General features: G+C 72.3%; 17 protein-coding genes. 6 read left to right on the top strand and 11 right to left on the bottom strand.

Going from position 1 to position 22,387, the window contains the following annotated elements:
- Nucleotides 1-4: 4 nt before the first annotated feature.
- The 7 genes from ACIA5D_RS06750 to ACIA5D_RS06720 form a co-directional block, all read right to left on the bottom strand.
- Nucleotides 5-631, bottom strand: a complete 627-nt coding sequence (locus tag ACIA5D_RS06750) for a TMEM175 family protein (RefSeq protein ID WP_396028878.1) — start codon at nt 629-631, stop codon at nt 5-7.
- Between the two features lie 61 nt (nt 632-692).
- On the bottom strand, nt 693-4,055 hold the full coding sequence (locus ACIA5D_RS06745; RefSeq protein WP_396028877.1) for a CARDB domain-containing protein: 3,363 nt from the start codon (nt 4,053-4,055) through the stop codon (nt 693-695).
- 171 nt (nt 4,056-4,226) lie between these two features.
- On the bottom strand, nt 4,227-5,564 hold the full coding sequence (locus ACIA5D_RS06740; RefSeq protein WP_396028876.1) for a GH1 family beta-glucosidase: 1,338 nt from the start codon (nt 5,562-5,564) through the stop codon (nt 4,227-4,229).
- Nucleotides 5,565-5,575: 11 nt separating this feature from the next.
- Nucleotides 5,576-6,709, bottom strand: a complete 1,134-nt coding sequence (locus ACIA5D_RS06735) for a sugar ABC transporter permease (RefSeq protein ID WP_396028875.1) — start codon at nt 6,707-6,709, stop codon at nt 5,576-5,578.
- Complete coding sequence (locus ACIA5D_RS06730; protein ID WP_396028874.1) at nt 6,706-7,440, bottom strand: ATP-binding cassette domain-containing protein; 735 nt, start codon at nt 7,438-7,440, stop codon at nt 6,706-6,708. The genes ACIA5D_RS06735 and ACIA5D_RS06730 overlap by 4 nt, the downstream gene beginning before the upstream one ends.
- Entirely contained in the window at nt 7,437-8,516 is a 1,080-nt protein-coding gene (locus ACIA5D_RS06725) for a sugar ABC transporter substrate-binding protein (RefSeq protein WP_396028873.1), read from the bottom strand. The genes ACIA5D_RS06730 and ACIA5D_RS06725 overlap by 4 nt, the downstream gene beginning before the upstream one ends.
- Nucleotides 8,517-8,593: 77 nt before the next feature.
- Nucleotides 8,594-9,823: an ROK family transcriptional regulator gene (locus ACIA5D_RS06720; protein ID WP_396028872.1), complete on the bottom strand. Its 1,230-nt coding sequence runs from the start codon at nt 9,821-9,823 to the stop codon at nt 8,594-8,596.
- A 76-nt stretch (nt 9,824-9,899) separates the two neighbouring features.
- Between ACIA5D_RS06720 and ACIA5D_RS06715 the strand changes: the two genes are divergently transcribed.
- Nucleotides 9,900-10,253: a hypothetical protein gene (locus tag ACIA5D_RS06715; protein ID WP_396028871.1), complete on the top strand. Its 354-nt coding sequence runs from the start codon at nt 9,900-9,902 to the stop codon at nt 10,251-10,253.
- Between the two features lie 4 nt (nt 10,254-10,257).
- On the opposite strand, the gene ACIA5D_RS06710 is transcribed toward ACIA5D_RS06715, so the two are convergent.
- On the bottom strand, nt 10,258-11,091 hold the full coding sequence (locus ACIA5D_RS06710; protein ID WP_396028870.1) for a helix-turn-helix transcriptional regulator: 834 nt from the start codon (nt 11,089-11,091) through the stop codon (nt 10,258-10,260).
- A gap of 95 nt (nt 11,092-11,186) precedes the next feature.
- On the opposite strand from ACIA5D_RS06710, the gene ACIA5D_RS06705 reads away from it, so the two are divergent.
- Nucleotides 11,187-12,590 carry an aldehyde dehydrogenase family protein gene (locus ACIA5D_RS06705; protein WP_396028869.1) on the top strand — a complete coding sequence of 468 codons (1,404 nt, stop codon included), beginning with the start codon at nt 11,187-11,189 and terminating at the stop codon, nt 12,588-12,590.
- A gap of 35 nt (nt 12,591-12,625) precedes the next feature.
- The gene (locus ACIA5D_RS06700; protein ID WP_396028868.1) at nt 12,626-13,273 is read left to right on the top strand and encodes an adenylate kinase; all 648 of its coding nucleotides are present in this window, start codon (nt 12,626-12,628) and stop codon (nt 13,271-13,273) included.
- 5 nt (nt 13,274-13,278) lie between these two features.
- Here the strand turns inward: ACIA5D_RS06700 and ACIA5D_RS06695 are convergent, their stop codons facing one another.
- A complete protein-coding gene (locus ACIA5D_RS06695) occupies nt 13,279-13,734 on the bottom strand; it encodes a GNAT family N-acetyltransferase (protein ID WP_396028867.1) in 456 nt (151 codons plus the stop codon).
- Between the two features lie 27 nt (nt 13,735-13,761).
- Nucleotides 13,762-16,815 carry a tetratricopeptide repeat protein gene (locus tag ACIA5D_RS06690; RefSeq protein WP_396028866.1) on the bottom strand — a complete coding sequence of 1,018 codons (3,054 nt, stop codon included), beginning with the start codon at nt 16,813-16,815 and terminating at the stop codon, nt 13,762-13,764.
- A gap of 78 nt (nt 16,816-16,893) precedes the next feature.
- On the opposite strand from ACIA5D_RS06690, the gene ACIA5D_RS06685 reads away from it, so the two are divergent.
- From ACIA5D_RS06685 to ACIA5D_RS06675, 3 genes are read left to right on the top strand one after another with little or no spacing between them, the layout of a single operon-like run.
- Nucleotides 16,894-17,748: a DUF1266 domain-containing protein gene (locus tag ACIA5D_RS06685; protein WP_396028865.1), complete on the top strand. Its 855-nt coding sequence runs from the start codon at nt 16,894-16,896 to the stop codon at nt 17,746-17,748.
- Nucleotides 17,745-18,641, top strand: coding sequence for a hypothetical protein (locus tag ACIA5D_RS06680; RefSeq protein WP_396028864.1), 897 nt, complete (start codon nt 17,745-17,747; stop codon nt 18,639-18,641). Before ACIA5D_RS06685 ends, ACIA5D_RS06680 begins: the two co-directional genes overlap by 4 nt.
- A 45-nt stretch (nt 18,642-18,686) precedes the next feature.
- A complete protein-coding gene (locus tag ACIA5D_RS06675) occupies nt 18,687-20,255 on the top strand; it encodes a diguanylate cyclase (protein WP_396028863.1) in 1,569 nt (522 codons plus the stop codon).
- A gap of 15 nt (nt 20,256-20,270) precedes the next feature.
- On the opposite strand, the gene ACIA5D_RS06670 is transcribed toward ACIA5D_RS06675, so the two are convergent.
- Nucleotides 20,271-22,304 (bottom strand): glycosyl hydrolase, encoded by a 2,034-nt coding sequence (locus ACIA5D_RS06670; RefSeq protein ID WP_396028862.1) that lies wholly within the window; start codon nt 22,302-22,304, stop codon nt 20,271-20,273.
- Nucleotides 22,305-22,387: the final 83 nt, after the last annotated feature.

Here is a 22,387-nt window from a genome sequence, read left to right as displayed (position 1 = left end):
CGCCTCAGACGCGGGCGCGGCTGGCTTCCTCGGCGGCCTGATACTGGCGTACCACCCGGGCGATGCGGCGGTCGGGGACGATCCACAGGATCGCCACGCCGATGAAGCACGCCCCGGCGATCACCACACCGACGTCGTCGATCAGCAGGGCGCAGAGGATGCCGACCAGGTCGATCACCCCGGAGACCTTGCCCTTGACGTCGGAGCCGATGGCCTGGCGCAGCGGCGAGTCCGGGCCCTGCCGGCGGATGACGACCCTCTGCAGGGCGACGTAGGCGAGAGCCGCGGCCAGCAGGTTCAGGCCGTAGATCACGACCGGGGTCCGCTCGAAGGACGACTCGTCGACCCAGCTGGTCGTGAACGGGAGCAGCGACAGGAAGAAAAGTAAACCCAGGTTCGCCCAGAGCACGCCCCCGGTGACGTGCCGCACCAGGTGGAACATGTGGTGGTGGTTCGTCCAGTAGATGCCCACGTACACGAAGCTGAGCAGGTACGTCAGCAGCCCGGGCCCGGTCGTGTGGACCAGGTCGGACAGGGTGTGGCCCTCGGGCGGCTTCAGCTCGAGCACCATGATGGTGATGATGATGGCCAGCACGCCATCGCTGAACGCTTCCAATCGACTGGTCTTCACATGCACAAAGACCGAGCGGCCCTCCCGGTTGTGACGTGCCGGGAGGGCCGCGCGCGAATACCTAGTTGATGACGAACTGGGAGCCGGGCTGGACGACGATGTTGCCGTCGGCCGAGTTGGTGATGGTGACGTTGGTCAGGGTCGCGTTGCCTCGTGCCCCGCCCATCGCCAGGATCCCGGCGCCGTTGTTGGACTTGTCGATCTTGACATTCGAAACAAGAACGTTCGGCATGTTGCCGCCGCCGGTCTTGAACTGGATGCCGTCGTAGGTCGAGTCGATGATCTCGGTGTCCCGGATGGTGACGCCGGTGATGTCCTTCGACGAGGGGAACAGCGTGATCGCGCCGAACTCCTGCTGCTCACCCCAGAACACCCCGCCGGCCCGGTACAGGCCGTTGTTGGCGATCAGCGTGGTCCCGCCGAACGGCAGCGGGTCGTGGTCGGTCGCCAGCATGATGCCGGGGTAGTTCATCGTGTCGTACACGAGGTTGTTCTCGATCGAGTTGTTGGATCCGCCGTAGATGGCGATGCCGTTGGCCCGCCATGGCAGCTGGACCGTGTTGTTGACGAAGTGGTTGTTGGAGGCCACGTCGACCGAGGTGTCCTTGACGCGCGGGTTCGCCCACACGGCCAGCGAGTCGTCGCCCGTGGTGCGGAACGACGAGTTGAATACCCGTGAGTTGCGCGTCCCGTTGCTGAAGTTGATGCCGTCCGCGTACGTGTCGCGGATGCGCATCCCGGAGAACTCGAGCCCGTCGCCCGGGTTCCAGTAGGCCGGCGTGTCGGAGTAGTCGCGGCCGACCCAGGCGCCGACGTTGACGTGCTCGATCCAGACATTGCTGATCTTCGTGTTCTTGCCGAGCCGGCCGTTGATGCCGTGGCCCCGGTTGGCCCGGTTCGTGGTCATGCCGAAGATCGCCAGGTCGGAGATCTGGGTGTTGTCGTCGATGTCGAAGCCGACGTTGCCCTCGTGCGGGTGGTTGATGTTGCCGACCACGTTCTGCGGCTCGGTGTTCGTGTAGAGCACCGACCGCCACATGCCCGCGCCGCGGACGACGACGTTCCGGATGCCCTTCTGGTTGTACTGGCCGCGGGTGGGGTCGGGCGTCAGGATCTTCTGCTCCTGGCGCCACTGGCCCTCGGGGATCCAGACGCAGCTGATCACGCCGTTCTCGTCGTCGGTCACGGCCCGCTGGATGGCGGCCGTGTCGTCGAGGCCGTCGTTCGGCACCGCGCCGTACGTGGTGATCGACGTGCAGCCCGCCGGCTGCGCTATGGCCGGGGCCACCTGCTCGAGGTCGATGAAGTCGACGTAGTAGAACGCCGCCGTGTCCGTGGCGTCCCGCTGCAGCTTGAAGCGGGTACCGGCCGGATACGACTGGGTGAGCAGCGCGTGCGACTCGTCGAACAGACGCCGCGCGTCGGCGGACGGCGAGTTGGACAGCGACTCGGTGTCGTCGCTCGTCCCGTACAGCCAGCTGTTGCGCGACGACAGCGTCAGCTTCTGCACGAACTGGTCGTTCGCGTAGAGGCTGATCGTCGCGGTCTGCCCGCCGCCGCCCGCCGCGTCCGGGATCGAGTTACGGACCACGATGGAGTTCGACGGGATCGTCGAAGTGAACTCGACGTATTGCCCGGTCCCGGTGAGGCGCACCGACTTGCGGCCGGACGACTCGGTGCCGAAATTGGTGTGCCCGAACGTCCGCAACGCGTCCGCCTCGACGAGAGTTCCCTGGTAGCGGGCATCTTCCGCCTCGTAGGTGACGTACGGCACGGCCGCTCCCCGGCCGACCACGATCGACCGCGTCAGTGAATTGTTGTTCTCGTTGGTCTCGGTCACCACGCCGGTGGCGTCGGCGGTGGCGGTGACCGTCGCGCCGCCGCTGGTGGCGGTCCACGGGCCGAGGCTGACGCTGACCGTCTGGCCCGCGCCGACCGCGCCGGTGTTCGCGTTGAGCGTCGTGCCACCGACCACGAGCCGGGTGACGGTCGCCGCCGCCGAGCTCGTGCCCCGGTTGGTGACCGCCACCGCGAAGGTGACCGGCGCGCCGGCCGAGGGGCTGGCCGGGTTCGGGGTCACGCTCAGCACCTGCAGGTCGGGCCCCGGCGCCTGCGCCACCACCAGCGGCGACGAGGCGGTCAGCGTGTTGTTGTCGTTGTTCTGCTCGGCCACCGTGCCCGCCGGGTCGACCACCGCCGAAACCGGGTAACTGCCTTGCGCGAAACGACCCGCGTTGACCGTCACCGTGGTCGTCGCCCCCGCCGCGAGAGCACCCACCTGGGCGCTTCCGGCAACGACGCCATTGACGCGTACGTCCACAGTGGTCGCCGCCGATGCGGCGTTGCCCGCGTTGCGCACCGACGCCGACACCGTGATCGCGCTGGTCTCGTCGGGCGTGGCGGGCGACCAGGTCAACCCGGTCACCACCAGATCGGGGCCGGGCGCCCAGGTCCCGAGCACCTGGATCTCGGCGACCTGCCCGCCCGGCGCGCCGGTGTTCGAGAAGACCTGCACCTGAACGTCCGCGGCCCGTCCGGTCACCGGGATCGTCACCGTGTTCTGGTTGGTGGCCGGGTTGAAGGCGTAGTCGGCGCGCGCCTTCAGCGAGGTGAACCCCGAGGCGCCCTGCGCACGGCCGAGCACCTGGACGCCCTGCGTGCGAGCGCCCCAGATCGGGTCCGGATTCAGCTTGAGCACGACGCCCGTCACGTCCGCGTCGGCGCCCAGCTTCGCGGTCAGCGTGGCCGGGAACCCGTTGGACTCCCAGTAGGTGCCGGTGTTGTTGTCGTTGGCGTTGGGCGCGGTGAACGTGAAGACCGAGGACGAGGCCTCCATCGCCTTGCCCGCCGCCAGGTTGGCGCCGGTCGGCGGATCCGGATCCGGGTCCGGATCGGGGTCTTGCCCCGCGACGCCGTAGACCTCGACCTCGGACAGCTGTCCGGCCGGCCAGCCCGTGTTGGCGCTGATGGTGACCCGCACGTACCGGACGGTGGCCGCGGTGAAGTCGATGGTCACGGTGTTGCCGCTGGCCGGGTCGAACAGCCGCCCCGCCGAGCCGGACAGCGTGCTCCAGGTGGAGCCGTTGGCGCTGCCCTGCAGGGTGAGCGTCTGCGTGCGCGCGGCCCAGGCCGTCGCCGGCGGCAGCTTGAGTTTCGCCTGGTCGACGGCGAGGCTGCTGCCGAGGTCCACCTGGACCCACTGCGGGAAGGCCCCGTTCGGGCTCTCCCAGTACGAGTTGGCGTTCCCGTCGGTCACGTTCGACGCGACGTACGGGCCGTTGACGCCCGAGGCCGTGGCCGCCTTGCCCGCGGCCAGGTTGGTCCCGCCGGCGGCGTGCGCGGCGGTCGGTGACATTCCGGCGGCTATCAGGCCGGCCACCAGGACGGTGCTGAGCAGTCTTCGTCGGAGCGGTCTCTTCTTCATGAAGCCCTCTTCGTTCTGCGCAGCCGGCCGCCGAGGTCGGGGCTCCACGGCGGCCAACAGGGGATGGGGGACTCCTGCCACGAAGTTTCGGCTCGATCCACACAGATTTTCTATGTGTTGCCAAGTTCTTGCGTTGACAGGCATCTAAGATTTCAGATGTGTGACGAGGAGTCAACGCCCCACCAGACCGTTGGCGCGGATCACCGACCGGTACCACTCGGCGCTGGCCTTGGGCCTGCGCTCCTGGGTGGCGTAGTCGACGTAGTAGACGCCGTAGCGGACGCCGTACCCGGACTGCCATTCGAAGTTGTCCATGAACGACCAGGGGAAGAAACCGAACAGGGGTACGCCGTTCTCCAGGGCCTCGTGCGCCGCGCGGATGTGGCCGTCGAAGAAGGCGATCCGCTCGTCGTCGGCGACCGTGCCGTCCGGGGCGACGTAATCGTGCAGAGCCAGGCCCGTCTCGGTCACCACCAAGGGCAGCGGGGTGTACTCCCGGTTCACGCGCTCGAGAATCTCGCGCAGGCCGACCGGGTCGATGCCGATCCCGGTCACCGTCGGCCGCGCCGGCGGGACGCGCTGCCACCCGCGTACCGGATCGGCCGGATCCGCACGGACCGCATGCCGCTCGTAGTAGTTGATGCCGAAGTAGTCGAGCGGCTGCGCGATCGCCTCCAGGTCACCGTCGTGGACGAAACCGAAATCGGTGACGGCGCCGTAGTGGCCCGCCGCGTCCGGCGGGTAGGCGCCGCGGAACAGCGGGTCCAGGAACATGCGGTTCTCGTGCAGGTCGAGGCGGCGGGCGGCGGCCACATCGGCGGGGTCCGAAGTGAACGGACGCACGGAGGTCAGGTTGCAGGTGATGCCTATTCGACCGGTGGTCCCGCTCGCCCGCAATGCCGAGACCGCCTTGCCGTGCGCGAGCAGCAGGTGGTGCAGCGCGGTCACGGCGACCTTCTCGTCGCGCAGCCCGGGGGCGTGCTTGCCGTCGAGGTGCCCGACGAACGCCGAGCAGTACAGCTCGTTGAGCGTCAGCCAGTACGGCACCCGGTCGCCGAGCCGCTCCGCCACGACCTCGGCGTACCCGGCGAAGTGGTCGGCCGTGTCCCGGTCGGCCCAGCCGCCGCGGTCCTGCAGCGCCTGCGGCAGGTCCCAGTGGTAGAGCGTGGCCATCGGGGTGATGCCGCGCTCGAGCAGCCCGTCGGTGAGCCGGTCGTAGAAGTCGAGCCCGGCCTTGTTGACCGCGCCGTCGCCGGAAGGCATCACCCGCGGCCAGGCCACCGAGAACCGGTACGCCCCCACGCCCAGCTCCTTCAAAAGATCGAGATCGGCCGGCCAGCGGTGGTAGTGGTCGCAGGCGATGTCGCCGGTGTCGCCGCGCAGCACCGCTCCCGGGGTACGGGCGAACGTGTCCCAGATGGACACACCGCGGCCGTCCTCGTGGACCGCTCCCTCGATCTGGTAGGCGGCGGTGGCCGCGCCCCAGAGGAATCCGTCGGGAAAGCGCATGGGGTTCCTTCCTAATCCAGGGAGCCGGCGGCCAGGCGGCGTCGCCGGCCGACCGCGTCGAGCACGACGGCGACGACGAGGATGACGCCGGTGGCGATGTTCTTGACCGCGGCCGGCTCGCCGAGCAGGTCGAGGCCGTTCTGCACGCTGCCGACCACGAGCGCGCCGAGGACGGCCTGGTAGACGCGGCCCCGCCCGCCGAACAGGCTGGTGCCGCCGATGACCGCGGCGGCGATCGCGTTGAGCTGAAGGGTGCCGCCGCCGAGCGCGTTGGAGGCGGAGAACTGCCGGGACGCCTCGATGATCCCGGCGAGCGCGGCGATCGCCGAGATCAGCGCGAACACCACGATGACCGTGCGCTGGACCGGGATCCCGGCGCGGCGGGCCGCTTCCCGGTTGCCGCCGATCGCGTACACGTGCCGCCCGAACGGCGTCCCGGTCAGCAGCAGGCCGCACACCGCGACCAGAGCGAGCAGCAGCACGAACACCCACGGAATGCCGAAATACGAGTTGAGCACCCAGGTGATCGCCAGCACCACGACCGCCACCACACCGACCGCCACCGCCTCGGCCGTCGTCGTCGGAACATCGAGACCATGACGCGTACGCCGTCGGCGGCGCACCACGCGCACGCCGGCGAACGCGGCCACGACCAGGACCGCGAGCACCCAGCCGAAGGCCGGCACGAGGTAGCTGGAGGCGATCGACCGGATCGCCTCGTCCCGGATCGGGATCTGCCCGCCGTCGCCGACCAGCCACAGCTGCACGCCCTGCCAGACCAGCAGCCCGGCGAGCGTGATGATGAACGACGGGATGCCGGCCGCCGTGATGATCGATCCGTGCACCACCCCGATCGCCGCGCCGGCCAGCAGCGCGATCGCCACCGCCGACCAGGCCGGCCAGCCGTGCTCGGTGATGAGCAGGGCCAGCAGCGCCGCGCTCACCCCGGCGATCGCGCCGACCGAGAGGTCGATCTCACCGAGGATCAGCACCATCACCATGCCGACGGCGAGCGTGCCGAGCACCGCGATCTGCAGCAGAAGGTTGGAGAGGTTGCGCGCGGAGAGGAAGTTCTGGTTCAGCGACTGGAAGAAGACCCAGACGATGACCAGGCCCAGCAGGACGGTTCCGGTGCCCCGCTTCACGAGCGGCTCCCGGTGATCGCGGCGACCACGTCGTCGGCGGTGTCCCGGCCGGGCCGGAACTCCCCCGCGTTGCGCCCCAGCCGCAGCACCGTGATCCGGTCGGCCACCGCAAAGACGTCGGCCATGTTGTGCGAGATGACCACGACGGCCAGCCCGCGGTCGCGCAGGCGGCGGATCAGGTCGTACACCATCGCCGTCTGCGCGACGCCGAGCGCCGCGGTCGGCTCGTCCAGCAGCACGATCCGGGAGCCCCAGAGGGCGGCCCGGCTGACCGCGATGGCTTGCCGCTGCCCGCCGGAGAGCGCCGCGACCGGCTTGTCGAGCACCGGCAGGTGGGCGGCGAGGTCGGCGATGACGGCCGCCGCGTGCGCCTGCATCGCCTCGTGGTCGAGCAGCGCCGAGCGCCGCCGCCGCTTCTCCCGGCCCAGGTAGAGGTTGGCGGTCACGTCGAGGTTGTCGCAGAGTGCCAGGTCCTGGTAGACGGTCTCGATGCCGAGCGCGGCCGCGTCGGTGGGCGACGAGATGGTGACCGGCTCGCCGTCGACGAGGATCTGCCCGCCGTCGACGCGGTGCGTGCCGGCGATCGCCTTGACCAGGGTCGACTTGCCGGCGCCGTTGTCGCCGACCAGCGCCACCACCTCGCCGGCCGCGGCCGTGAAGTCGACGTCGGTGAGCGCCGCGACGTGGCCGTAGCGCTTGACGACGCCGCGGAGCTCGAGGATCGGTGTCACAGGTCGCACTTGGCGGCCGCCTCGCCGACGCAGATCTTGTCCTTGGTGGTGAACCCGTCCTTGATGACGTCGCCGACGTTGTCCTTGTCGATTGCCATCGGGTCGAGCAGCAGCGACGGCACCTTGCCACTGCCGTTGTCCACGGTCGTCGTGGTCAGCGCCGTGGCGCCCGCGGTGTCGCCCTTGGCCAGCGCCACCGCGATCTTGGCAGCGGCGTCCGCCTCGTTCCTGATCGACTTGTAGACGGTCATCGACTGGTTGCCGGCGAGGATCGCCGTCAGCCCCGCGTCGGTCGCGTCCTGGCCGGTGACCAGCACCTTGCCGTTGAGCTTGCGCGCGGTCAGCGCGGTGATGACCGCGTTGGCCAGGCCGTCGTTGGGCGCGATCACGCCCTGCACCTTGTCGTTGAGCTTGGTGAGCCCCTGCTCCATGGCGGCCTGCCCCTTGGCCGGGTCGAAGCCCGGGGTATCGGACTCGTAGCCGAGCTTGAGCCGGCCCGACGCGAACGCCGGGTCGAGCACCTTGTGCGCGCCCGCCTTGAAGTCGCGCCCCGGCGCCGACGTGATGTCCCCGTTGATCATCGCGACCGTGGCGCCCTGCGGCAGATGGTCGAGCAGGTACTGCCCCTGAAGCTCACCGACCTTCTGGTTCTGGAACGACACGTACGCGGCCGGCGCCGCGCCGTCGATGCCGCCGTCGTAGGCGATCACCTTGGCGCCCGCCGCGTCGGCCTTCGCCACGATCGAGGCGCCCGCCTCGGCGGTGAACGGGCTGACGACGATCACCTTGGCGCCGTTGGTGAGCGCCGACTCGGCCTGCTGGAGCTGCACGGCCGCGTCGCCCTGCGCGTTGTTGGCGATCACGGTGATCGACGGGTCGATCGCCTTCACGGCGTCGGTGAAGTACGGCTTGTCCTTGCTCTCGAACCGGTCGGCGCAGGTCGAGCACGGCATCAGGAAGGCGATGCTCAGCGCCTTCGGCTGTTCCTGCTCGGCCGCGGGGGACCCCTGGGTGCAACCGGCGGCTATGAGCGCGGTGGTCGCGATGGCGACCGGGACGAGAAGTCGTCGCAACATGGCTTTCCCTTCGGTTTTGGGCGTGTGTCATCGCGCCGGGAGCCCGGGAGCGGGCCGGCGTTCCGGTGCAACGGAAATCAGGTCAGGCGCTCGGCGCCCGCGCCGTATTCGATGAAGTGACTGATCGGGAGGGTGGCGGCGCCCAGCACGGCCGCGTCCGGCCCGAGCTGGGAGCGGACGAGGACGACCTCGCCGCCCGGCTGGTCGAGAGAGAACGACCGGACGGCCGACTGCAGGTCGGGCAGCAGCTCCGCGGCGATCCGGTCGCCGAACCAGCCGCCCACGATGATCTTCTGCGGGTTGTAGAGGTTGACCAGGTTGGACAGCGCGAGCCCGAGATGGCGCACCACGCCGTCGATCGCGCGCCCGGCGGCCTCGTCGCCGGCACGCCAGGCGCGCAGGATCGCCTCGACGCCCTCGGTCTCCCGGCCCAGCCAGGTCTCGTCCGGCCCGCGCCAGTGGTCGAGCACGGCCGAGGCCCCGACGAAGGTCTCGACACACCCGGTACGCCCGCACCGGCAGTGCGGCCCGTCCAGGCTGATCTTGGTGTGGCCCCACTCGCCGGCGCTCGACGAGAAGCCCCGGTAGAGCTGGCCGTCGGTGATGATGCCGGCGCCCGCGCCCTCGCCGACCAGCACCATGACGCCGTGCTCGACCCCCCGGGCCGCGCCGTACCATGCCTCGGCCTGGGTGGTCGACTTGGCGCCGTTGTCGATGTACGCCGGGATGCCCAGCTCGTCGCCGAACCCGGAGAAGTCGGCCGCGTGCCACCCGACCACCTCGGCGTGCACGAGCTGACGGCCGTCCGGCAGCTCCTGCACGATGCCCGGCACCCCGAGGCCGAGCCCGAGCACCCGGTCGCCACTGGCGCCCAGCTCGGCCAGCATCGACACGACCTGGGCACCGATCGCGGCCCGCGCCTCGGCCACCTCGATCCGGCGGCCCTTGATCGGGTACTCCCGGGCCGCGAGCGGCTGGAAGGCGAGGTCGAAGACCTTCACCCCGATCTGCGTCTCGCCGACATCCGCCCCGATGACCAGGGCGGCGTCGTGCGCGACGGTGACGATCGCCCGCCGGCGCCCGCCGTCCGAGTCGAGGAAGCCGCCCTCACGAACGGCGCCCTCGGCAATCAGTTCGTTCATCACGTTGGTGACGGTGGCCGCGGAGAGCCCGGTGGCCGCCCCGACCTCGCTGCGCGAGGTCGGGCCGTTCAGCCACACGTGCCGCAGGATCAGCGCACGGTTGCGCCGCCGTACGTCCTTGACCGAGGCCTTCTTGACCACCGCTACCCCCAGGGTTTGGTTCAATAGTTGTTTTATAATCGAAAAAAACGGGAAGCACAAGGTGGCACGCGGTTTGCGCGACCCCTTTAGGCTGGCGCGGGTGATCAACGAAGGCCGCCGCCCCACCGCCCTGGCCGGCTTCTGGACCCTCCTGGTCGGCGGCGCCGCGATCGTCCTGCTGCTGCTGTTCCTCCACCCGATCACCCAGCAGTCGGACTGCCCGAACTACGGCGGAAACGGCAACGCGAGCGCCTTCACCAACCCGGCCTGGGACCTCCTGCTGCCCCTGATCCTGCTGGCCTGGATCGTCGCGATCGCCTTCGAGCAGGCGCTACCGTCCACCCGGCGAGGCCGCAGCGGCCCGGAGATCGCCGCCCGCGCCGCCATCGCCCTGATCCTGCCGGCGGTCGGCTCCTGCTGGCTCTTCCTCGCCGTCGCAACCCTCTGCCACTGACGGGCTACAGGGCCTGAGCGCCCACCACCGACAGCAACGCCATCTTCTCGTAGCTCTCGCTGCCCGGCGTAGCCGTGTAAACGACGAGCCCCTGCGACTGGTCCGGGTCGATCAGCGTCTGGCAGTGCAGCTCGAGCCGCCCCACCCGCGGATGGTCCAGCCGCTCCACCGCGCAGTACGGCCCCGCCACCGGATGCCGCGACCACAGCGCCGCGAACTCCGGGCTGCGCCGCTCCAGCTCCGCGGCCAGCGAAGCCGCGTACGACCCCGCGCCGGCCCGCGTGTACGTGGCGTGCAGGTGGGACACGATGGTGAGGCTGCGCTCCTCGTGGTCCTCGGCCGGGTACATCAGGCGGCTCGTGGGGTCGGCGAACCATCGGTAGTGCTTGCTGCGCGTCCGCCCGGTGTACACGCTCTCGTCACCCAGCAGGGCCACCGCGAGCGGGGTCTGCCGCAGCGTCTCCCCCACGTCGTTGACCACCATCGCCGCCGCGTCCTGCAGCCCGTCGATGATTCGCATCATCCCCGGGTTGATGTGGTCGGCCCGCACCCGCCGCCCCGGCGTGGCATAGCCCGCGAGCCGGAACAGGTGGTCCCGGTCCTCCATCGACAGGCGCAGTCCGCGGGCGAGCGCGGCCAGCATCTGCTCCGAGGGGTGCGGCCCGCGCTTCTGCTCCAGCCGGTTGTAGTAGTCGAACGACATGTCCGACAGCACCGCGACCTCCTCGCGGCGTAGCCCGTGGGTGCGCCGGCGCGGCCCGCGGGGCAGCCCGACGTCCTCCGGTTGCAGCGCCTCCCGGCGCGTCCGCAGGAACTCGGCCAGTCGTGCTCGGTCCATGACCTTCCCAACTTCCGCCCGGCCGGCGCTGTTCCTGGTTATCCGTGTACCAGCAGAGCATGGGCGCCGGGCCGGCCGCGCGGGAACGTCGAGGCATGACAACGAACCACTGGATCGACGGAGCCGCCGTCCCCGGCGCCTCCGGCAAGACCATCCCCGTCCTCAACCCGGCGACCGGCGAGGTCGTCGGCGAGACCCCGGCCGGCACCGCCGAGGAGGTCGACCGGGCCGTGTCCGCGGCCCGCGCCGCCTTCCCCGCCTGGGCCGCCACTCCCGTGGCCGAGCGCGCCGCCGTCCTGCGCCGGATCGCGGACGGCCTCAAGGTGCGCGCCGAGGAGATCGCCACCACCATCACCGCCGAGATGGGCGCGCCGATCGGCCTGTCCCGCGCCGCGCAGGCGGTCTTCCCGGTGCTGGTGGCCGAGTCGATGGTCGCCCTGGCCGACGACTTCGCCTGGACCGAGGAGATCGGCAACTCGCTGCTCGTACGCGAGCCGATCGGCGTGGTCGGCGCGATCACCCCATGGAACTTCCCGCTTCAGCAGATCGTGTCGAAGCTCGCGCCCGCGCTGTTGGCCGGCGACACCGTCGTGTTCAAGCCGTCCGAGGTCGCCCCGCTGACCGCGCGGATCCTGGCCGAGGTCACCCAGGAGGCCGGCCTGCCGTCCGGCGTCTTCAATGTCGTGTACGGCGAGGGCGCGGTCGTCGGTGAGGCGATCTCCGCGCACCCGGACATCGACATGATCTCGTTCACCGGCTCGACCCGGGCCGGCCGGCGGATCGGCGAGGTGGCCGCCGCGACCGTCAAGCGGGTCGCGCTGGAGCTGGGCGGCAAGGGCGCCACGGTCGTGCTCGACGACGCCGACCTGGCCCAGGCGGTGACCCACGGCGTGACAATGGCGTTCACCAACGGCGGGCAGGTGTGCGGTGCGTGGCCGCGGCTGCTGGTGCCCGCTTCCCAGCACGACGAGGCCGTCGCGCTGGCCGTCGAGGCGGTCTCTGCCCTCACGGTCGGCGACCCGCTCGACGAGACGACCGCGATCGGCCCGATGGCCTCCGAGGAGCACCGGGCCAAGGTCGAGAGCTACATCCGGCGCGGCATCGAGGACGGCGCCACCCTCGCGTACGGCGGTCCCGGCAACCCCTTCGAGCGCGGCGCCTATGTGCGGCCGACGATCTTCGCGAACGTCGACCCGCGCTCGGCGATCGCCCAGGAGGAGATCTTCGGCCCGGTGCTGACCATCATCCCGTACGCGGACGAGGACGAGGCCGTGGCCATCGCGAACGGCACGCTGTACGGCCTGACCAGCGGCGTCTTCGGCGAGCCGGAGCACGCGCTGGCGGTGGCCCGCCGGCTGCGCGCGGGCCAGGTGGACGTCAACGGCGGCCACTGGAACCCCCTCGCACCGTTCGGCGGCTACAAGCAGTCCGGCAACGGCCGTGAGTTCGGTCACCACGGCCTGGCCGAGTTCGTGGAGATCAAGTCCATCCAGCGCTAGGTTTTGTATCACCCAGTCCGGACGAGGAGGCCCCCGTGCGCATTCTGTTGGTCGCACCGCCGGGCGCCGGCAAGGGAACGCAGGGTGCGCTGATCGCCACGCACTTCGGCATCCCGCACATCGCGACCGGCGACCTGCTGCGCGACCACGTCGCACGGGGGACCGAACTGGGCCGCGCCGTCAAGCAGCACCTCGACGAGGGCGGGCTGGTGCCCGACGAGATCGTCCTGGAGATAGTCGAGCGCGAGATCGCCACCGCGAAGGCGGCCGGCGGCGGGTACGTGCTCGACGGCGTGCCCCGCAACATCACGCAGGCCCGGGCGCTGTACGAGGCCGCCCGCAAGCTCGACATGACCGCGGACGTCGCGCTGCACCTCAAGGTGGGCGACGAGGAGGTGGTGCGCCGCCTGCTCGCCCGGGCCGCGCTGGAGCACCGCTCCGACGACACCGAGGAGGTCATCGGCCGCCGGCTCGCGCTGTACCACGAGGTGACCGCGCCCATCATCGATTGGTACGCCGAGCGCGGCATCCTGGTGTCGGTCGACGCGATGCGCCCCGTCGAGCAGGTCGGCCGCGAGGTGCTGACCGCGCTCGAGGTGCTCCGCCCGCTCGTCGGCGTCGTGCCCGCGGGCGCCCGCCGCCCGATCGACCTCACCGGTCTCGGCGCCGCATTCGGCAACTAGCGCGGTCAGAGATCTTTGGCCATGTTGCGGCCGGTCTCGGTGAAGCCGAGCCGTTCGTAGAGGGCTCGCGCGCCCGTGTTGTGGGCGAACACGTGCAGGCCGATCCTGGTCAGACTGTTGGCGTGGCACCAGCGTTCGGCGGCCAGCATGATCGCGCGGCCGTAGCCCTGGCGGCGGAGGTCTTCCTCGACGGCGACGCTGTAGACGAACGCGGTCTCGCGGGTGACTTTGACCCAGAGGAAACCGACACGGCGCTCGCCGTCGTAGGCGTACCAGAAATGGTGGCCGGGGGTGGCAAACTCCTCGGGAAGCAGCTGCGCGTACGTGTCGGCGGCGCTGCGGGCCGCGGCCTCGGCGGACTGGCCCGACGCGGCGACGCTTCGCGCGTAATGGGCTTCCGCCGCGGCCCGCCACGGTTGGTACTGATCCCCGGTCATCGGCTCCAGCCGCACCTCTGCCATGACCGACAAACTAGCCTCATCCCGCCGTCAGGCGGGCGACGCCCGGCGGGCCTCGGGCACCTCGAGATCCGTGTAGATCGTGGTGGCCAGGTCGCGATGCTCCCGCGCCGCCCCGGCGTCGGGCAGCGTGCGGGCGAGCCCGTCGTGCGCGCGCGCCTGCTCGTGCCGGTCGCCGGTCTCGCGGGCCAGCGCGAGCGCCGCGGTGTGCCGGTCGCTCGCCTCTTCCGGCCGGTCCAGCGCGTGCAGCGTCTCCCCCAGCCCGTTCAGCGCCTGGATCTCCAGACCCCGATCCCCGGTCTCCCGGGCGATGTCCAGCGCTCGCCCCAGATCGTCGAGGCTCTCCCGGCACCGGCCGAGCAGACGATGGATCACCCCGCGGTCGCCGAGCGTCGCGGCCTCCTCGGCCCGCTCACCGCTGCGCCGCTGAATGGCCAGCGCCTCGTCGCAGTGCGCGAGAGCCTCCCGATGCCGCCCCAGGCTACTCAGCACGTTGCCGAGGCTGTTCAGCGTGTGCGCCTCCCAGCCGGTGTCGCCGGTCTCCCGATGGATGGCCAGCGCCGGCCGCAGGTGGTCGAGCGCCTCGTCGTAGCGTCCGAGCCGCCACAACGCGTTGCCCGCGTTGCACAGCGCGTCGGCCTCCCCCGTCCGGTCCCCGTGCTCCCGGTAGATCTCCAGGGCCTGCCGGCACAGGTCCAGGACCTCGCGATACCGCCCCCGCCGCTCCTGGATGACCCCGATGTTGTTGAGCACGGTCGCCTCGGCCACCCGGTCCCCGCCCGCGCGATGGATCAGCGCGGCCTCGCCGTAGTACGCGATGGCGTCGTCGTACCGCCCCAGGCTGTACCGGGTGGCGCCGAGCGTCTCGAGGATGCCGGCCTCGCCCCGCAGGATCGGCAACGCCTCCCGGAGGCGCCGGTCCGCCTCCTCGTAGCGGCCGAGCCGCCAGCAGGCCTTCGCGAGGTTGTGCAGCGCGATCCCGCGTTCACCGGCGTCGCGCGCCGCTTCCAGCGCCTTCCCGTGCACGGCCAGGGCGTCGACGTGGTGAGTGCCGCCGTCCAGATAGAGGCGCAGCGTGGCGGCCAGCCCGGTCGCGTGAGCCGCCCACCCGCCGGCCGCGGCGTGCCCGACCGCCGCGACGAGGTTGACCCGTTCGGCGTCCAGCCAGGCCCGCGCCGAGGCCGCGCCGTCAAACGGCGGCATCGCGGTGCCGGGCGCGTCGAGACGCGGCCTCTCATGACGCGTACGGGGATAGAGCACGTCCGCCGCTGCGACGGCGGTGTGCAGATAGTGGTCCAGCATCCGGCCCACCGCGTCCCGTCCCGCCGCCGGCTCCTCGGCAGCGAGAGCGGCCGCGTGTTCCTGGAGCAGGTCGTGGAAGCGGTAGCGCCCGGGCGTGGGCTCCTGCAGCAGGTGCACGTCGAGCAGGCCGTCGAGAAGGCGGCCGACCGGCTCGCCCGCCGCGGCGGCCGCCAGGTTGGCGTCGAAGTCGGCCCCGAAAGCCAGCCCGAGCAGCCGGAACAGCCTTTGCTGCGGCGAGGTGAGCTGCGCGTACGAGAGGGCGAACGACGCCGCCACGCTGCGGTCCCCGACGGCCAGCTCGGTCAGCACCCGCCGCCGGTCCCGCAGCCGCTCGGCCAGGTGCCGCACCGTCCACGAGGGACGGGCCCGGAGCCGGGCGGCCGCGATCCGGATCGCCAGCGGCAGCCGATCGCAGAGCCCGACGACCTCCGCGACATCGTCACCGCCGCGGTCCGCGCCCAGGATCCGGTGAAACAGCTCGGCCGCCTCGGAAACACCGAGCACGTCGAGGGAGACGACCGCGGTGCTGTCCAGATCGGCGAGCCTCCGCCGGCTGGTCACCAGCGTCAGGCAACCCGCCGTCCCCGGCAGGAGAGGCCGCACCTGTGCGGCGCTCCCGGCGTTGTCGAGCACCAGCAGCACCCGCCGCCCGGCCAGCTCGGCCCGCCACCGCGCCGCCCGCTCGTCGACGGCCGCCGGGATCTCGTCGCCCGGCACCCCGAGCGCCCGCAGCAGCCGGTCGAGGGCGGCGGCCGGTTCCAGGGGCGGAGAGCCCTCGCTGTGCGCGTGCAGGTCGATGAAGAGGCGCCCGTCCGGGTAGCGGCCCGCCAGCCGGTGGGCGGCGTGCACAGCGAGCGCCGACTTGCCGACACCGGCCATGCCGTCGACGGCCAGCACGACGGCCGCCGTCGGCGCGGCCGAGCGCGGTGCGCCGAGCAGATGCGCCAGCTCCGTCTCCCGCCCGGTGAAGTCCGCGACATCCGCGGGCAGGTCGTCACGCGACGCCGGCCCGGAGCTGACCGGCGGCGACCCGGCGAGGGTGGGGTCGGCGGCGAGGATCCTCCGGTGCATGCGGGTCAGCCCGGCGCCCGGTTCCACGCCCAGCTCCTCGACGAGGAGCGACCGCGCGGTCGCGTACGTTGCCAGCGCTTCCGCCTGCCGATCGGCCCGGTAGAGCGCCAGCATCAGCAGCGCCCACAGCCGCTCCTGCAGCGGATACTCCTTGACCAGCCGGGAGAGCTCGGCGATCGCATCGGCGTGCCGCCCCGCGTCCAGGTCGACGGTGACCCGCAGCTCGAGGGCGGTCAGGCGCCGCTCGGCGAGCCGCTGCCGGGCCACGTCGATCGCCTCGCCGCCCAGCCCGCCCAGCGGCTCGCCCTGCCACAGCGCGAGCGCGGCGGTCACCTCGCCGGCCGCCGCGGGAAGGTCGCCGCGCTCCTGGTGCTGCTGGGCGGCGGCCAGGCGCCGGTCGAAGGCGGTGACGTCCAGCTGCGCCGGGTCGAGCCGCAACAGATAGCCGGCGTCGGTGGAAACGAGGTGCGGGCCCAGATCGAGCGCCTGGCGCAGGCGGCTCACGTACGTCTGCACGAGGTGGGTGACGCTCGCCGGCGGCGTTGTGCCCCACACGGTGGCGACGATGCGCTCGACCGCGACCGGCCGCCCGGCCTCCAGCAGCAGCACCGCCAGCACGGTCTGCTGCTTCACCCCGCCCAGAGCGGCCGGGGCGTCGCCGCGCCACGCCCGCAACGGCCCGAGCAGTTCGAAGCGCAGCGATTCGACCACCGGGGCACCTTAGTGAATTACCAGCACGTATAGCGAATTGCGAGCGATCCTCGCGCGGCCGCCCCTACGTTGCCGCGCGTGCAAATTCCTACGTTCGTCTACGTCCTGGCGCCCCTTGTGGTCGTCGCCTTCATCGTGCAGATCGTGCTCCGGACGCGCTCGGCCGCCCGCAGCGCCCGCGGCATGGTCCGCTCGTTCCGCAACGTCGTCGCCGTCGACCAGAAGCAGCCTGCCACCGGCGAATTGCCCACCGCGCTCGCCGTCGGCGCGCATATGTCGCTCAACCACGGCGTGTCCTGGAACGCGCTCAAGGACGACGCGAACAGCGCACAGAAGACCTACACCCTGCTGAAGAGCCAATGGGGCGTCACCACCGCGGGCGAGCTGCGGGACTGCCTCGACGGCCTGCTGGACGACGAGACCGGCGACCCCGTGGCCGACTTCGTGCTCGACGTGCGGGCCGGGCTCCGCGGCGCGCCCAGCGCGGATGCCTGGAAGCAGGCGGTCACCGACCAGGCCCGCGCTCAGGGTGTTCCCGAGACCACAGTGGACGAGATGACCGCGACCATCGAGCGGGTGCTGGCCTACGAACAGCGGTTCCGGGCCGACGGCCTGCTGCCGGCCGGCGGCGTCGTCAGCAGCCTCCTCGCGTACGACTGGGGTCGCGCCGTCAACATGGCCCGCTGGGGATACAAGGTGCGTTACCTCAAAGAGCAACAGGCCACCGAGTACGTGTTGCGCGCCGGCAAGCAGGCGTTCGGCCGTTACACCTCGTGGGGCGACTTCTCGGCCGGCTACGCGCTCGGCCGGGTGCTCCGGTTCGACAACGACGAGTTCGACGTCTGGTACGCCACCGTCCTCGAACCGCACCAGACGCTGTTCACCGACCCGGCGAGCCCCTGGCTGAGGCTGGCCTGGCCAGCCCGCCGGTGACCCTGCTCCCGACCGGCGTGGCGGGGACCCGCCTCGCCGTCCTGCTGGCCGCCGTCGGGCTGATCCTGCTCGCGGCGGCCGTGCGGGAGGGCTACCGGCGGTGGCGCCGGCGGCCGTCGCGGCCGCGGGAGGTCCCGCGCTACGAGGGCGAGGCGGCCCAGCCGGCCACCGACTACACCCCCGCGCTGGCGGTCGGGGCGCTGGCCGCGCTGCGGGCCGGCGAGGTGCTCGACATCGTCGGCTGCCGCCGCCCCCGCGGCGTCATCAAGCGCGAGCTGCGGCTGCGGGCCGGGCCCTACCTCACCTCGGTGATGGGCGAGGAGGGCGTCTCCACCGCGATCGGCCGGTGCGTCAACGACCTGCTCGGCCCGGGCGCGGAGACCGTCGGCGACCACCTGTCCGGGGTGGAGGAGGTGATCCGGCACCGCCGCCGCGGCGGCCCGGAGCTGTGGGGGCACGCCATCGACGAGTGGGCGTCCCGCTCCGGGCTGCCGGAGGTGGCGGTGGCGGCCCTGCACGACATCGCCGCGCGGGTCGCCGGCGCCGAGGACGAGCTGCGCGCCGCCGGCGTCCTCGCCGAGGGCGAGTTCGTGCCCACGCTGCTGGCCGTGCACTGGGGTCAGGGCGTCCACCTGGCCCGCGGCGCGATCGCGACCGGCTGGCTGGACCGCACGAAAGGTCTCAACTACCTGCGTCGCACCGGCGAGCTGGCCGGGCGGTGGTACCCGTCGCCGGGCACGATGCTCGCGGCCCAGCTCCTGCCCGCCTACCTCAGCGGCGACGCCGACGCGATCCGCTGGGCCGGCGTCGCGGCGCCGAAGCTGCTCGCCGATCCCCGAAGCCCGCTGACCGCTTTCCCGGGACCCGGCAGTTCCCGGGAGTTCCCTCGGTAGGGTTACGCGCATGGCGCAGCCGTGTGCGGCGGGAGGAGCTGGGCGGTGCTCGCCGGCGACGGTCTGACCGGCGACCGCGCCGAGGCCATCGCGCGGGCGTACGCGTTGATCGAGGCCGCCCAGGGTGAGCTGAGCCCCGCTCAGGTGCAGGACGCCGCCGCCCGGATCGGCGAGCCGGACTGGTGGGACGTGCAGGTGCTGCTGCACTTCGCCCGCTCGCTGGCCGTCCGCGACGCCGGCGGCGACGACGCCGAGCACGTGCGCACCATGCTCGACGTGGCGACCGCCCTCGACGATCCGGCGCTGCTCGCGCTGGCCCTGGCCGCCGGCGCCGCCCGCCGGGTCGGCGCCCAGCGCCCGCTGGAGCTCAGCGAGTCGGCGGCGAGCCCTCTGGTGCGGGCCGCCGTGCTGCTCGACGAGGAGGGCGGACCGGTGGTGCATCGCGCGGCGGCCCTCATCGAGGTCGCCTGCGTGGCGCACGCGCTCGGCTTCTGGGAGCTGGCGCTGGAACACTACGACCGCACCCACAAGGCGCTCGACGAGGACGAGGACCCCCGCTGGCGGACCACCACCCACCGGCAGCGCACCGTCCTCGCCGTCAACCGCATCGAGCTGCTGCTGGACTGGGCCTGCGCCGAGGCGATGATCGGCGACTGGGCGGCCGCCGCCACCCGGGCCGCGGCGGCGCTGCCCGGCAGCCGGGACGTCGTCGCCCCCGACTGGCCGCCCAGCTGGATCCGCCAGTACGACGGCCACCTGCACCTGCTTTCCGCCCTCGCCGGCCGCCCACCCGGCGACGCCGGCGTCGAGCCCGCGGTCGAAGCGCTCGGTGCGGCGATCACGGCCGCCCGCGCGGCGGACCCGGGCGGCGCCGCGGCTCTCGCGCTGGGGGTGGCCGACCGGTTCGGCCAGACCATCCCCTTGCACACGTGGCTGCTGAGCCTGCAGATCGAGGCCCGCCAGAGCGAAGCGCTGCAGGGCGGATCCCGCCGCCCGGGAGCGCCCGGCCGGTTCGCCGACGAGCTGGTGCGGCTGCGGTGGAACGACCGCCTGGTGCGGATGAGCAGCATGCGCGACGCCATCGCGGTCGCGCGCCACCGCCGCGAGCACGATCAGCTGCGCCGGGAGATCATCACCGACCACCTCACCGGCCTGGCCAACCGCCGCGGCTACCAGGCCTACCTGAGCGCCCTGCTCGACACCGGGCAGCCGGCCGAACCGAGCGACTACGCCGCCATGATGATCGACGTCGACCACTTCAAGCAGGTCAACGACCGGTTCGGCCACGACGTCGGCGACCGGGTGCTGGCCGCCATCGCCGGCATTCTCAGCGCCAACGTCCGGCCCATGGACCTCGCGGCCCGCCTCGGCGGCGACGAGTTCGTCGTCATCCTGGCCCAGGTGCACCCCGGCGTCTCCGAGGCCCGCGCGCGAGCGATCCTGGAGGCTGTCCGCGACCACCCCTGGTACGAGCTGGCCGGCGGCCTGACCGTGTCGATCAGCGTCGGCCTGCATCACGGCGGCCGCGAGGAGCTGCCCACCCTCCTCGGCGACGCCGACCGCCACCTCTACCGCGCGAAGAACGAGGGCCGTGGCCGGGTCACGACCGGCTGAGGGAACAGGCCTCCGTCAGCTCGCGGGCGACCGCACCAGGCGCGGGCCGCTCGCGGGCCCGAATGCCAGTGCTCCCACCGGCGCCGGAACGCCGGGTTGCGGCGGTCCGAGCACCGCCAGCGCCTCGACCCAGTAGCGGACCATCGCCCGGCTGGTGCTCTCCTCCCGCGTGACTCCCGCGTCGAGCCGCCGGCGCGCGGCCGCCGGGTCGGACAGCGCGAGGTCGGCCGCGAAGAGGTCGCCCCAGACCCGTGGCCGGTCGCCCAGTTCCCGCTCCCGGGTGGCCGACGGACCGCGGTAGAACGAGCCGGCGGTCAGCGGCAGCAGTTGAATGCCGAGGACGGACTCCGGCTTCGGGTCGAACCACGTCGCATAGTCGATCTTGGCGTCCCACACGATGCCCGCGGTGGTGTGCGCGTATCCCGGCTCGCGGGTCGCCCCCTCACCCAGCCAGTACATCCGGGCCGTCGCGGCCTCCAGGGCATAGTGCGCGACCCCGTACCCGATCATCGCGTTGTTGCCGCGGACCCGGCCCCAGCGGACGACGGCCTCCCAGGCCGCCACCGCCTCGCCGGAGGACTCCTGGTTGTTGCCGTCGGCGAAGGGCGCGAACCCGGAGGCGGCCGAGCTGCCCAGGTAGGCGTTGAACGCCCGGAACGGCGGCAGCCCGCTCGCCGGGCCGATCGCCAGCGAACCGGCATAGTCGCGGACGATCAGGTCGACCACGTCGCCGTAGTCGCGGGCGAACCCGGGATCGGCCGCCGCCAGCACGGCCGCGGCCCGCACCAGGTAGCCGTACTGGAAGTGATGGTCGTTGTAGTCCTGGGCGCCGAACTCGGCCGGCACGGCGATCAGCCCGCCCCAGATCCGGTCGTATCCGAAGTAGCGCCCGTCGGCCGGCCCGCTGTAGGTGAGCCAGTCGGCCAGCTGCGGTCGCAGCCGGTCGAGCGCGGTCCGGCGCTGAGCATCCGCCCCGGCGGCGGCCGCCACTTCTGCGATGGTGGCCAGCCGGCCGAGCTCCTTGAGCCCGAAATAGCTGCCGCCCGCGCCGGCCGGGCCGGCCAGATCGCGGTCCAGGTCGGCCCGGACGGCCCGGTGCGCCGCCGCGCTCAGCGGCACCTCCGGCACGGCGGTGAGCAGACCCGGCATCGGGACGCGCACCCGCACCGCGGCCGCCGTGACCAGGGACATCGCCCCTCGGGCGTCCGGATAGGAGCCGGTCACCGGCGCCGGCCCGGCGACCAGCCCGGCCCGCTGGTGCGGCAGCAGGGCCCACGCTCCGCCACCTCCGCCGGCCCGCCGCGCGGTGAGCGTCTGGGTCACCGTCCCGGCCGCCGGGTCGTACGCCATCGCGGCCGTGGTCTGCACGACCGGATCGCCGTTGCTGGCCCGTTCCCAGCTCGCCCGGTCGGCCCCGTCCGGCACCCGGGCGACGGCGAGTTGCTCGCCCGACCCGGTGAGAGTCGAGCCCGACCCCGTGCGCGTCGAGCCCGACCCCGTGGGAGTCGAGCCCGCCTCGGTGGGAGTCGAGCCGTTCACTGTCAGGCCGGCGCCGAGCACGTCCCAGCGCCCGCCCGCCACCTCGAGCCGCGCCCGCTCGGCCGAGCTGCCCACGTCACGGAAGGCGCCGGTCAGGGTGGGCGCGGCGCCTCGGAAGCGCAGCCACAGCACCGGGCTGCCCTGCACCAGCGTGACGTCGACCCGGCCGCCACCGGCCAGCCCCACCCGCAGGACCACGTGGAAGGCGCCGTAGCCGGCCACGCTGACGTCGCCGGTCGCCGCGCCGACGGTGAGCGCGGGCAGGAACGGGGTGATGATGGCGTTGGCGGAGGCCGTGACCCCCGCCCCGCTGATCTGCAGGCCGGCCGGGTCGGCCCGCACGGCCAGCGGGTGCGTCCAGATCACCTGGGTCCGCGGCCCGGTCAACGCCGAGCTCCACCACTGGTTGGTCGGCACCGCCTGGCCGGCCAGCTCGCCGGCCTGGACGGGCGCCTTGGTCGGCGCCGCCCCGGGCGACAGTGTCCCGGCGATGCTTCCCCGGCCGGTCACCGCGGGAACGGCGAGTCGCGAACCTGTGACGTCCTCCGTGACTGTGCCGGCCGCGTCGGGTCCAGTCGGCGGCTCGGTTGCGG

Origin of the sequence: Actinoplanes sp. NPDC051513 (genome assembly GCF_044454685.1) — a bacterium.
In the GTDB taxonomy this organism is placed as follows: domain Bacteria; phylum Actinomycetota; class Actinomycetes; order Mycobacteriales; family Micromonosporaceae; genus Actinoplanes.
Note: the sequence above shows the minus strand (reverse complement) of the source record. Positions and strands in the feature narration are given on the sequence as shown.

What these genes read in the sequence shown, in the direction of transcription:
- ACIA5D_RS06740 (WP_396028876.1), bottom strand. Translation starts at nt 5,564, where the DNA reads ATGCGCTTTCCCGACGGATTCCTCTGGGGCGCGGCCACCGCCGCCTAC.
- ACIA5D_RS06710 (WP_396028870.1), bottom strand. Translation starts at nt 11,091, where the DNA reads ATGGACCGAGCACGACTGGCCGAGTTCCTGCGGACGCGCCGGGAGGCG.
- ACIA5D_RS06705 (WP_396028869.1), top strand. Translation starts at nt 11,187, where the DNA reads ATGACAACGAACCACTGGATCGACGGAGCCGCCGTCCCCGGCGCCTCC.
- ACIA5D_RS06725 (WP_396028873.1), bottom strand. Translation starts at nt 8,516, where the DNA reads ATGTTGCGACGACTTCTCGTCCCGGTCGCCATCGCGACCACCGCGCTC.
- ACIA5D_RS06695 (WP_396028867.1), bottom strand. Translation starts at nt 13,734, where the DNA reads ATGGCAGAGGTGCGGCTGGAGCCGATGACCGGGGATCAGTACCAACCG.
- ACIA5D_RS06745 (WP_396028877.1), bottom strand. Translation starts at nt 4,055, where the DNA reads ATGAAGAAGAGACCGCTCCGACGAAGACTGCTCAGCACCGTCCTGGTG.